This window comes from Candidatus Magnetobacterium casense (assembly GCF_000714715.1).
GTDB classification, from domain to species: Bacteria; Nitrospirota; Thermodesulfovibrionia; order Thermodesulfovibrionales; family Magnetobacteriaceae; genus Magnetobacterium; species Magnetobacterium casense.
In genome coordinates this window covers 35,178-46,643 of sequence record NZ_JMFO01000024.1, presented here as the reverse complement: position 1 = coordinate 46,643, position 11,466 = coordinate 35,178, and the positions used below count along the sequence as shown (strand labels likewise).

General features: G+C 49.8%; 9 protein-coding genes and 1 pseudogene. 7 read left to right on the top strand and 3 right to left on the bottom strand.

Annotation, left to right across the window (positions count from 1 at the left end; translation table 11 throughout):
- From Mcas_RS18530 to Mcas_RS12005, 5 genes and pseudogenes are all read left to right on the top strand, one after another.
- Positions 1-286 (top strand): annotated as a pseudogene (locus Mcas_RS18530) (hypothetical protein); the annotation flags it as partial.
- Between the two features lie 233 nt (positions 287-519).
- Positions 520-1,050, top strand: coding sequence for a Uma2 family endonuclease (locus tag Mcas_RS12020; protein ID WP_040335785.1), 531 nt, complete (start codon positions 520-522; stop codon positions 1,048-1,050).
- 298 nt (positions 1,051-1,348) lie between these two features.
- Entirely contained in the window at positions 1,349-1,789 is a 441-nt protein-coding gene (locus Mcas_RS12015; RefSeq protein ID WP_040335784.1) for an NHL repeat-containing protein, read from the top strand.
- Positions 1,790-1,840: 51 nt separating this feature from the next.
- Positions 1,841-2,209, top strand: coding sequence for an FG-GAP repeat domain-containing protein (locus Mcas_RS12010; RefSeq protein WP_040335783.1), 369 nt, complete (start codon positions 1,841-1,843; stop codon positions 2,207-2,209).
- A 270-nt stretch (positions 2,210-2,479) separates the two neighbouring features.
- On the top strand, positions 2,480-4,705 hold the full coding sequence (locus Mcas_RS12005; protein ID WP_040335782.1) for a vitamin B12-dependent ribonucleotide reductase: 2,226 nt from the start codon (positions 2,480-2,482) through the stop codon (positions 4,703-4,705).
- A gap of 70 nt (positions 4,706-4,775) precedes the next feature.
- On the opposite strand, the gene Mcas_RS12000 is transcribed toward Mcas_RS12005, so the two are convergent.
- The 3 genes from Mcas_RS12000 to Mcas_RS11990 form a co-directional block, all read right to left on the bottom strand.
- Complete coding sequence (locus Mcas_RS12000; protein WP_081853828.1) at positions 4,776-6,362, bottom strand: tetratricopeptide repeat protein; 1,587 nt, start codon at positions 6,360-6,362, stop codon at positions 4,776-4,778.
- The gene (locus Mcas_RS16935; RefSeq protein WP_052567345.1) at positions 6,334-7,830 is read right to left on the bottom strand and encodes a PAS domain-containing sensor histidine kinase; all 1,497 of its coding nucleotides are present in this window, start codon (positions 7,828-7,830) and stop codon (positions 6,334-6,336) included. The genes Mcas_RS12000 and Mcas_RS16935 overlap by 29 nt, the downstream gene beginning before the upstream one ends.
- 252 nt (positions 7,831-8,082) lie before the next feature.
- Entirely contained in the window at positions 8,083-10,497 is a 2,415-nt protein-coding gene (locus Mcas_RS11990) for an endonuclease MutS2 (protein ID WP_040335780.1), read from the bottom strand.
- A gap of 251 nt (positions 10,498-10,748) precedes the next feature.
- Here Mcas_RS11990 and Mcas_RS11985 point away from each other — a divergent pair, with 251 nt between their 5' ends.
- On the top strand, positions 10,749-10,967 hold the full coding sequence (locus tag Mcas_RS11985) for a tetratricopeptide repeat protein (RefSeq protein WP_040335779.1): 219 nt from the start codon (positions 10,749-10,751) through the stop codon (positions 10,965-10,967).
- Positions 10,968-10,980: 13 nt separating this feature from the next.
- Complete coding sequence (locus Mcas_RS11980) at positions 10,981-11,397, top strand: secondary thiamine-phosphate synthase enzyme YjbQ (protein WP_040335778.1); 417 nt, start codon at positions 10,981-10,983, stop codon at positions 11,395-11,397.
- Positions 11,398-11,466 lie beyond the last annotated feature (69 nt).

The window sequence follows — 11,466 nt, the reverse complement described above, 5'->3', positions numbered from 1 at the left end:
AAGACCAATATATCACACAAAAGAAAATAGAACAAGAGGACATGTGTTCTTAGTAATGCTTGCATTGAGACTCTTAAATGAATTTATAAAGAAGACATGTGAAATGGAAGAACCAATAGATGAACTAATTTCAAGTTTAAATGAAATAGTATGCGTAGATGAAGAAATAGGAGGTGTAATAATTACGAGGGTGGTAAAACCGGCAGGTATAGCCGAAAGAGGTTTAGAAAAACTTGGCATACAAATTCCTGAAGTGTTAGGCTCTGTTTGTGCGAATAATTCTTAAGCAAATCAACATAGAATGTTTATTATAAAGGCTTTATAGGGACATCTCGAACTCTCCAATCTGGAACTTCCGTTGTATGCAGGCAATTTTGATACCCTAAAAAACTCGAATCCGATCAGTATAACTCTATTGTCTGATATAATCTTCATCTTTTATACAGAACAAATTAACCGTGGTTTTCCAGCAATACCTATTGACAATTTTAGTATGCGATATATAAACTATAATACAGTATGGAAGCACAGACATTAGACAGAGATTTTGACTTGACAGAGATAATTAATGGAGTGGAGGTTATGGGGCCTAGTCCGTTTGGAAAGCATCAGAGTATCAGCAAAAATATATATGACATAATGAGTCCTTTTGTAAAGAATAAGAAATTAGGGATGGTCTTTTATTCACCGTTAGATGTTATTCTCGATGAGGGTGTGCAGAAGGTACAGCCTGATATCTTGTTTATAAAAAACGAAAATATGGGTATCTTTCAAGACTGGGTACGAGGCGTGCCGGACATGGTGTGTGAGATCGTCTCTAAGGGGTCGGTTGGTAAAGACACCGTAACCAAGAAAAAGATATATGAAAGATTTAGAGTCCCTGAATACTGGATTGTCTTTCCTGAGCTTGAGACCATCGAGGTCTTTACCATTGAAGGAGACGCATACGAGCTTTTTTCCATAGCCGAGGGAGAGGGTGTGGTTAAATCCAGGGTCATTGAGGGGCTGGAGATAGACATTGCCGACGTGTTTGGGGACTTCGCTTTTTAGGAGGTGTGATCTGCATCGTCTACATACCTCGATAATTTTTGTGAGCTTGGGGTTTGGCATGACCCTTGCATTCACTCACATATAACACCCTTTTAGTAAAAAATTTTTTCACGGCCCCTGTTTTTTCCTATCTCATGCTGCTTCGATTGGCAACTAAAAGCGGGTGTACTGCGCCATTTTTCCGCCTCTTGCATTGCCTTGATTTTGGCCGTTTTGTGTATAAACTTAAGAATCCGTGTCACAATAGCCGGTCTTACCGGTTTAAGCAAAATAAATCAAACAAGTTTAGAGGTAATTTATGTTTCAATGCTTTAATTATCTAAGAAGACAGGAGCGTCCTACGGCGAAAGCTGGACTGCTAACCCTGGCGCTGATCGTCGTAATCGCGGCGATGTGCCTTGGTAGCCTTGCCGTTGACGCCTCTGCGGACGACTACGTCTTTGTCACCAAGTGGGGAAGCCAAGGCACAGGCGATGGGCAGTTTAATAGGCCCAGGGGTGTAGTGACAGACAGCGCAGGCAATGTGTATGTGGCTGATTTAAACAACAATCGCATTCAGAAGTTTGCTCCTTCTTCAAGTGGCGGACCTTACAAGCTGACAATCAACAAGTCCGGTACAGGCTCCGGCACGGTGACAAGCTCGCCTTCGGGGATCAACTGCGGCATGACGTGCTCCGCATCTTACAACACCGGCATGTCCGTGATACTGACCGCGGCAGCCGATGGCGTGTCAACGTGAGTAGGTTGGACGGGCTGTGACACCACAATTGGTAATATCTGTGCGGTGAACATGACCTCGGACAAGAACGCAACCGTCACGTTCAAGTCAAACGACAACCACGGCACAAACACACTAAAGTACGACTTCAACGGGGATGGCAAGAGCGACATCCTGTGGCAAAACTCAAGGACCGGACAGGTAGGTATCTGGCTTATGGATGGCTTATCCGTATCAAGCATGGGATCGCCCATAACGATCTCTGATCTCAACTGGCACATCAAGCAGGTTGAAGACTTTAACAAGGACGGTAAGTATGACATCATATGGCAAAACACGTCTTTAGGGCTGATCGTTGTCTGGTACATGTATGGCATGAACATATCAAACTACAAGGCAATCTCGTTAGTCCCCAGCAGCGATTGGGATATCATTAAGTAGTCGGAAGAAGAAGAGGAATAAGGGTAAGTGTATCCTCTTAAACAAGCATGGCAAGACTTTTGTGAGAGATTTACACCTGCACAGGAAGGGGTCAAGGGGGTGAGGCACCCTGGCCACAAACCGCCCCTTTCTTTTCTCTTACGGTCAAATGCGATTGCCCTGCCCCATGCTGTCATACCTTTGTAAATCTATAACCCTTTGTGTTATTATACATATGATAAGGACTTTAGGAACTATAAAAATTAACATGTTTTAATAAGGAGGCAGTAGATGAATCTAACACCCAACGCCATTAAGGTACTTGAAAAGAGGTACTTGAAAAAGGATGACGCCGGCGTCCCCATAGAAACGCCACAGGACTTGTTTAAACGGATCGCCAGGTTTGTCGCCTCGGCAGACCTCAACTATGGCAAAGGTGTTCCGGAAATAGAGAGTTTAGAGGGAGAGTTCTATGAGCTTATGACGTCGTTGAGCTTTCTGCCCAACAGCCCTACGCTGATGAATGCGGGCAGACGGCTGGGACAGTTAAGTGCGTGCTTTGTCCTGCCCGTTGAAGACTCGATGGAGAGTATATTTGAGGCGGTCAAAAATGCCGCACTGATACACAAGTCCGGAGGGGGCACGGGATTTAGCTTCTCGTCTCTGAGACCCAAGGGCGATATGGTTGGCTCCACCAAGGGGGTATCATCAGGACCGGTGTCATTTATGACTGTCTTTGATACCGCCACCGAAGCGGTCAAACAAGGAGGGACGCGCCGGGGGGCAAACATGGCCATTGTCAGGGTAGACCACCCCGATATCCTTGACTTTACAACGTGCAAGGATAACAAAGAACGTCTCAACAACTTCAACATCTCCGTGGCCATCACGGAACAGTTTATGACTGCCTTGGAGGCCGGTGCCCAATACGATCTGATAAATCCACGCAACGGCAACGTCGTCAAAAAACTCGACGCTACACACGTCTTTGATACCATCGTAAAACACGCATGGAAAAACGGTGAACCCGGCATCGTCTTCCTCGACAGACTCAACCAGGCAAATCCAACCCCCCTGGTTGGCGAAATAGAGGCCACCAATCCCTGTGGCGAACAGCCCCTGTTGCCATATGAGTCCTGTAACCTCGGCTCCATAAACCTGGCGAAGATGGTAAGACCCGCCTCCAACGGCGGACGCACCACTTTTGAGATAGACTACCAACGCCTGAAACAGACCACTCACAAGGCCGTACACTTCCTGGACAACGTCATAGACCTCAACAAGTACCCGCTTAAGTCCATTGAGGAGATGACCAGGGCCAACAGAAAGATCGGCCTGGGTGTAATGGGTTGGGCCGACATGCTCATACAACTGGGGATACCCTACAGCTCCGAGCAGGCCATCGAGCTGGCGGAGGAGGTCATCAAGACCATCCACCAGGAGGGCAGGGATGCCTCTGAGGCCCTTGCACAGCAGCGGGGTGTGTTTCCCAACCACAAGGGCAGCATCTACGACGGCAGCAGAAAGATGCGCAACGCCACCATAACCACAATCGCACCAACGGGGACACTGTCAATCATAGCGGGTTGCTCTTCGGGCATAGAGCCGATATTTGCCGTCTGCTACGTGCGCAACGTCCTGGAAGGTACAAAGCTCATCGAGGTCAACCCCTATTTCGAGGCCATAGCCAAACAGCAGGGGTTCTACAGCGAAAAACTTATGCAGCAGATAGCAGGCAATGCCTCCATCTCCGCTATAAACGATATCCCCGGGGAAGTCAGAGAGACATTTGTGACCGCACACGATATAACGCCACAGTATCACGTGCGTATGCAGGCGGCCTTTCAGAAGTACGTTGACAATGCCGTCTCCAAGACCGTGAACTTTCCCGCCGGCGCTACGGTTGACGACGTCAAGCAGGTGTATCTTCAGGCCTACAGGTCCGGCTGCAAGGGGGTAACTGTTTACAGGGATGGCTCCAGGGATGAGCAGGTGCTATCCACTCAAAAGGTCGCCGCCCCCGTTGAGGTCAAGGCGGCCAAGGTCACCCCGCGCAAGCGTCCCAAGACCATCAAGGGTAGCACGGAGGCAATGTTGACGGGTTGCGGCAACCTCTACGTTACCGTAAACCTAGATGAAAAGGGAGTTCCCTTTGAGGTCTTTAATCACATAGGCAAGGCTGGTGGTTGTGCGGCCAGTCAATCGGAGGCCATAGGCAGGCTGGTTTCGCTTGCCCTGCGGTGCAACATCGTTATAGATGAGATAATCAAGCAGTTGAAGGGCATTTCGTGTCATCAGCCGATCTGGACCAACGGCGGTAAGATATCGTCCTGTTCCGACGCCATAGCAAAGGCCATAGAGCACTACAACGGCCAGGGCCAGGATGCACACAACGGCAACGGCGACAAGTACACCGAAAACATGCTGGTTGGTGCCTGCCCCGAGTGCGGTGGATGCGTAGAGCACGAGGGTGGATGCTCCGTCTGCCACGACTGCGGCTTTACAAAGTGTGAGTAGATATAGACGTACCACGCCTAAAGCCATCGCAAGGAAGGGGTCAAGGGAACTGGTCCCCTTGCGGGGGAGGTCAAGGAGGGGGCGGAGCCGCCCTCCTTGTCTTTGCCTTTGCCTTTTCTTCATACGCTAGGCCGATGTAATAGCGGGCTGTGGTATTGGATGGCTGTACTTTTAATGCCTGACTGTAGTGTTCGATGGCCTTGTCGTAGTCGGCCCTGATCAGATATATGTTACCGAGGTTGATCTGCGCCAGGACGTAATCAGACCGTATAGCGACCGCCCTTGAGAACTGCACAAACGCCTCATCGTACCGCCCCAGCTTGAATAAGGCCACGCCGTAGTTGTTGTGTGCCAGATAGTTGTCCTGCGTTACCTCGGCGGCGTGTCCAAAGAGGGTCAGGTCGTTGCTCCAGTAACCGACCACCCTCCACGTTATGGGCACCAGGGCCATCAACGCAACAACTATGCACGATACGATAACAGTCCGCCAGTGCGGCCACCGTATGACGATATCCCTTGCCCCCCAGGCTATGATCACATACAACCCGATGAAGGAGATATACGAATACCTGTCGGCCATTGCCTGTCCACCGGACTGGATGATCCCTATGTTTGGCAGCAGGGTGCAAATAAACCAAAACCAGCCAGTTATAAGATACGGCAACCGCCTGCCAAACCATAACACCAACGCCGTCAGCAAAATCAAGGTCACGGTAGATAACACAACAGCGATCATATTAAACCCGCCTGGAAATGGATAATACACGGCCAGACTGGATGGCCAGAACAGTTTGCCGATGTACTTGACGTAGGACATCACGCTGTTGTAGAGCCTGTACTTTAATTCCAGCATCTCCAGGGACATGGTGAAGCCACCGGTTTTCTGAGAGATGTAAGTCCAGACGCTTATAACGAAGGAAAAAAACACAAGCGGTAACTTCTCCGCCACCATGCTCACTAAGTCTTTGTATGAACGGAGGCGGTTTAACGGCCACCAATCCAGGAGCAAGAGTGCCACGGGGATGGCCACAAAGGTTGGCTTGGCCATGTAGCCACAAAATGCCACCGCTATCAGGGCAATGTACCTGGCAATGTCTCTATTTGGTGAGCGACTCTGCACATACCAGCCATAGACCCAGACGGTCAGAAACCACCAGATCCCAAGCAGCAGATTCTTTCTCTCCGAGGCCCACGCCACAGACTCCACGGCCAACGGATGCAGGGCAAACACTACGGTTACAATCAACGCAGGCCACCTCTGCCCGGTTACCCTGACAAGGGCAAAGAATAACACAACGGTGTTCAAGATATGAAGCAGGACGCTGGTTAAGTGATGTCCCCAGGGAGCTATCCCGTACAACTGACAATCGAGCATGTGGGAGAGCCAGACCAAGGGCATCCAGTTTATGTTGTGCGTCTGCGTAAATGCCCACCTGATACCCTCGAGGGAAAGACCGCCTTTTACGGCATTATTTCCAGTTATATGCAGGCCGTCATCGTAGGAGATAAAGGTATGTCCCAAGGTCTGCCAGTAGATGCTCAGGACAAGCGCACATAGAACAAAAACGATGACATAGGACAACCGCTCACTGTCTTGAGGGGGATGGGAGTCATCCGCCCCGGAGAGATTAGAAAACCATTTTGTATTTCGTACCATTGTTAGTGTCTACATCGAGAGTGCCTTTGAGCTTTCTCGTGATCAGGTCATGTACCAGGCGCAGACCCAACGACTTTGTGTTACGAAAATCTATGCCATTTTTCACGCCAACGCCGTCGTCGCTGATCATAAGCACGTACTTGCCATCGGCATTCTTGTAGAACACGATCCGTATCTTACCGGCCTTGGAGTTTTGAAAGGCATACTTCAAGGCATTTGATATAAGCTCGTTGATTACCAGCCCACAGGGGATCGCTATGTCAATGTCAATGGTCTGGATGTCAATCTCAAGCAGCAGCTCCACCTTGGATGTATTGTCACTGTAGGAGTTTACGAGTTCGTAGGTCAGGTCCTGGATGTATTCATAGAAGTTAAGCTCCGACATACAGGCGGATTGATATAACTTTTCGTGTATCAGGGCCATCGCCCTGACCCGATTCTGGATGTCCTTAAACATCCCAAGCATGTCCTTGTCGGTGAGCTTCTCCGATTGGAGACTCAACAGGCTGTTGATAATCTGGAGATTGTTCTTTACCCTGTGATGAACCTCCTTCAGGAGCATGTTGAGGTCCTTTATCTTTGTATCAAACATCTCCTGATGCTGTCTGCTCCTGACGATCTCCAGTTGCAGGTCCTCATTGGTCTTTAGCAGAAGGCTTCGTTCTTTAATTTTATCCTGCAGGGACTCCTTGTATGTACAGACCTCCACCTCCAGCTTCTTACATGAGGTTATGTCCTGACATGTCATAAAGATCGCAATGGGCTCTCCATTGTCATTTCGTGCAATATCGGAGTTCAATACCACGGAAACGGATACCTTGTCTTTCCTCTTGCTGATTAATTCGATGTCCTTTGTCACGAAGTTATTCTGTGCGGCAACTATAAACAAACTGTAAAAGACATCCGTAACCCCCTTGCCGTTGAGTTCCTTGGCGCTATATCCGTGCATCTCAGCCATGACAGGGTTCACATAAAGTATCACGCCATTCATGTCGGTAATGCAGAGACCCAGAGGCATTGTTTCCGTTACTTTTCTGAGCGTCGTAAGGTTCTGTTTGAGCTTGAAGTCTATGGCCTCCCGGATGACCATCACAGTCTGTACTTTGCCGTCAACCCTGATGGCCGATATGTTGATACGGCAAAACACTTCCTGTCTGTCCTTGCCAAAGGCCATTATATAAAACGGTGTCCCGATTCCATAGGTTTCATTGTCTCTCAAGACACACAGGTTCTTTATTAACGTTTGATGAAACTGCTCTGCTATCAGGGTGTCAAGCATGTTCTTACCAAGTATGTCTTGCGGTGTGTACTTAAACGTTGTCTGGGCTGCCTTGTTCCAGAAAGTAACGTTGTATGCCTCGTCCATCATGATTATGGCATCGTTGGCTGTATCGCTTATAGCTCGTAAGAGGGCTTCCCCCTCTTGCGGATTATAACCTGCTCCGTGTAATGTCTCTGCCCCTTCCATTTTCTTCCTCCTAAGACTTGTCTCTACTGGCTGCCCGTTACTTTTTTGATGAACCGCTCGGCAGCATCCATTACTGACTCACCTTACGCACAGTGTATAAAGAGGGGGCGGCTCCGCCCCCCTCAGACCCCCCTGCAAGGGGACCAGTCCCCTTGACCCCATTATACCTTGTTCAAATGTATATTCCATACACAATTGCCTCTCCTTTTCGGCAAAACACTGTCTCTATGCGTAACATGAGTTACTGATTTCCTATAAAGTTACAATTGTCACGGCCTCGCCGCCTTCATCGTTGTTGCCCTTTCTGTAGCCCTTGACCAGCGGATGGTCCTTGAGGTACTCACGAATTGCGCCAGCCAGACGCCCCGTGCTCACCCCGTGTATGATCTTCACCCGATCAACATCGTTAATGGCCGCATCGTTGAGATAACGCTCAAGTGTTGACAGAGCGGGGTCTACCCGCTGACCGATCAGGTTCAACTCCCGTGGCATATCAAACGACTTGTCGATGTCGGAGACATGTTGCCTGCCCTGCTTAAGGGACGTCTCTGAGCCAAACGGCTTGCCCTCACATTCCAGGAGTTCGGTAAAAGGCACCTCCACCTCCCGGCCATTTATCAGCACCGTGCAACGCGACTTTCTCTCATTTACGGAGAGTATGATCCCCTCCACATCAAACCCTCGCAGGAGTACTCGCTGACCATGCTGGGGTTTCTGGATGTCCTTGTGTTTTTCCCTTTGCAGTGTCTTGCGACTCTCCCGCAGTTTGGCAATCCGCTTGTCGATGTTGACGACCATGCCCTTGACCCTCTGGGTGTCGGAGTGTTGCAACAACAGCAGTATCTCCTTGGCCTCAGCCTTCAACCCCTGTAGTATCTCCTCGGCCTTGCGATAGGTATCGGCAAGGGCTTCCTCGTTTGCACTGCGGGTTCTGTCCAGTTCCCCTACGAGGTCGTCACGGAGCCTCATAGCCTCTTGTTTGATCTCCTCTGCATCGGAGAGGGTCTTTCTATTTTCCTTGAGCATCCTCTTGAGGTCGGTGATGAGGTACTCCATTTTTCTATCCGAGTCGGTCATGAACTCCCTGGCCTCTTGTATGAGAGCGGGTGGCAGACCACAGTTGGCGGCTATTTCAAAGGCATGTGAGCGTCCAAACTCCCCTATTGTCAGGCTGTATGTGGGCCTGAACACCGTGGCAGTGCCATCATGCACTACCTCTATCTCCATTGAACCAAAGGTGATGTCTTCTTCGGTGTATGCAAAGAGCTTAAGCAGTCCCAGGTGGGTTGTGATTACAGACAGCGTCCCACGCTCCGTCAGTGCCCTGAGTATTGCGCTACCCAGCGAGCCGCCCTCATCGGGGTCAGTGCCCGAACCAAGCTCGTCGAGCAGGACGAGGGAGTTGGCGTCGCTCTTGCGCAGGATGTCCGCTATATGATACATGTGTCCCGAAAACGTTGACAGGTTGTCCTCTATGGACTGCTCATCGCCTATGTCCACAAATATCTTTCTGACAAACGGGATGGTTGTCCCCGATGCCGCCGGTATGTGCATCCCCGAAAGGGCCATCAGGTGCAACACCCCAATGGTCTTGAGGGCGACGGTCTTGCCGCCGGCGTTGGAACCGGTTATAAGCATCGAACTGTACTTCTGGCCAAGTACGAAGTCAAGGGGAACCAGCTTTGCCTCTTGGTTGGTTTTTTTGAGGCGTTTCCAGAGTACAGGATGACGGCCCTTGTTTATTCTGATAAAGCGTTCTTCGTTGATCTCCGGTGGTGTCATACGCATGGTGTCGGAAAAGACCGCCACGGCAACAACGGCATCTATATGTATAATCGTCAGGTAGTCTTGTTCTATTTCGGAGAGGTCGTCTCTGAGCAGGGTGCAGAGGCGCTTGAGTACCTTAAACTCCTCTATTTTTTCCTCTGCCCTGAGGGATTCTATTTCGTTGCCCAGGGGTTGGCTTTCGTATGGTTCGATAAAGAGGGTTTCTCCCGTCTTTGATATGTCATGTACCACGCCCTGGAGTTGTCCTCGGGAGTCCTTTTTCAGCGGGACGACCCACCGCCCATTGCGTTCGGTTATGAAGTTGTCCTGGATGTGTGAGGCAAGCTCCTTGCGCTTGAGCAGACGTTCCAGGATACCCTTGACCCTGTTGGCGTACGAGGCGAGCTTCCTTCTGACGGCGGCAAGTTCCTGGGATGCCTCATCAGTAATACGGCCATCGACGTCTATGGATGTCTCTATGAGGCGCCGGAGATTGGGGTGTGTTGTCAATCCCGATACTATCGACTGGATCATCGGCCAGGACTTTTGCGTGTGCAGACGTCTGAGGTTAATGGCCGAGTCAAACAGCGGCAGAAACTGGCGTAACTGTATGGGTTCAAGGATGGCACCTTCGGGCTTGAGCATGGCGAAGTGTTCGGTTAGGTTGTCAAATGGTTCTATACCCGACTGCTTTATCTCAGAGAGCAACCCCCGCCACTGGCTTATGAAATTGATATAGAGTCTTACGTCGTTGATATCTCCCAGGGGTCTGATGCGACCCACCAGGGCCTTGCCCTCTGTCGATACGGCAAATGCAGCGGCCATCTCCAGTATCTTGCCAAATTCCAGTACCCGCATCGTGCTGTCTTCGATGCCCTGTATGTCTCTATCGTCTGTCATAAAAGACAAGAATGGGAGGCTTTGCCTCTCCTCAGACCCCTCCACAAGGGGGATTGAGCCAGGGGCGGCTCGCCACTCACGGACCCCCTTTTATGTCGGGGGACGCTGTCCCCTTGACCCCGTAAAGTATCACCTGTATCTCTAAAGTCGCTTGTCTCTAAACTCATTGTTGCTAACAAAATACCTGCTTATCTATGCTATTATTATATACGTTATGATGATAAAAATTATAGGGGGTGGTTATAATAAAAATGAAGAGGTTGGTAGTTTTATTAGCCGTGGTGATAGTGTTGTTGCTACCGGGATGTGCGGGCAAGAAGGACAGGGAACTGTTTGAGACTGCGCAGTTTGAGGAAAAGCAGAATAATCGGGAACACGCAAGGCAGTTGTATGAAGAGATCGTAACGAAATACCCTGATTCAGAGTACGCCACAAAGGCCAAAGAGAGGCTTTCGGATATCAAAAAGTAGACGAGGTTAAGTTATGAAGACGTATCGTAAGGAGTTATGGTATGAGGTGCCAACACGGCGGGCATTTAAAAACATCACACCGGATGTGGAGAACTGTCTGCGTGAAAGTGGCATAAAGGAGGGGCTGGTGTTGGTCAATGCCATGCACATCACGGCCTCGGTGTTTATCAACGATGACGAGTCTGGGTTACACAGCGACTACGAAAGGTGGCTGGAGAAGCTGGCCCCGCACGAGCCCGTGTCGCAGTACCGGCACAACGTCGGCGAGGACAATGCCGATGCCCACATGAAACGTCAGATAATGGGCAGGGAGGTCGTAGTGGCAATTACCGACGGGAAACTGGACTTTGGCCGCTGGGAACAGATTTTTTACGGCGAATTCGACGGTCGGCGCAAAAAACGACTCCTCGTAAAGATAATCGGACAGTAATTGTAGCAGATTTCGATTTGATTGGCATTAAGATACGTGGTATTTTATGGGGTCAAGGGCATACGTGTT

Bases quoted from the DNA above. Each gene is read 5' to 3' on its own strand.
- Mcas_RS16935 (WP_052567345.1), bottom strand. From the start codon at position 7,830: ATGGAAGGGGCAGAGACATTACACGGAGCAGGTTATAATCCGCAAGAG.
- Mcas_RS12020 (WP_040335785.1), top strand. From the start codon at position 520: ATGGAAGCACAGACATTAGACAGAGATTTTGACTTGACAGAGATAATT.
- Mcas_RS11990 (WP_040335780.1), bottom strand. From the start codon at position 10,497: ATGACAGACGATAGAGACATACAGGGCATCGAAGACAGCACGATGCGG.
- Mcas_RS12005 (WP_040335782.1), top strand. From the start codon at position 2,480: ATGAATCTAACACCCAACGCCATTAAGGTACTTGAAAAGAGGTACTTG.
- Mcas_RS12000 (WP_081853828.1), bottom strand. From the start codon at position 6,362: ATGGTACGAAATACAAAATGGTTTTCTAATCTCTCCGGGGCGGATGAC.
- Mcas_RS12010 (WP_040335783.1), top strand. From the start codon at position 1,841: ATGACCTCGGACAAGAACGCAACCGTCACGTTCAAGTCAAACGACAAC.
- Mcas_RS12015 (WP_040335784.1), top strand. From the start codon at position 1,349: ATGTTTCAATGCTTTAATTATCTAAGAAGACAGGAGCGTCCTACGGCG.
- Mcas_RS11985 (WP_040335779.1), top strand. From the start codon at position 10,749: ATGAAGAGGTTGGTAGTTTTATTAGCCGTGGTGATAGTGTTGTTGCTA.
- Mcas_RS11980 (WP_040335778.1), top strand. From the start codon at position 10,981: ATGAAGACGTATCGTAAGGAGTTATGGTATGAGGTGCCAACACGGCGG.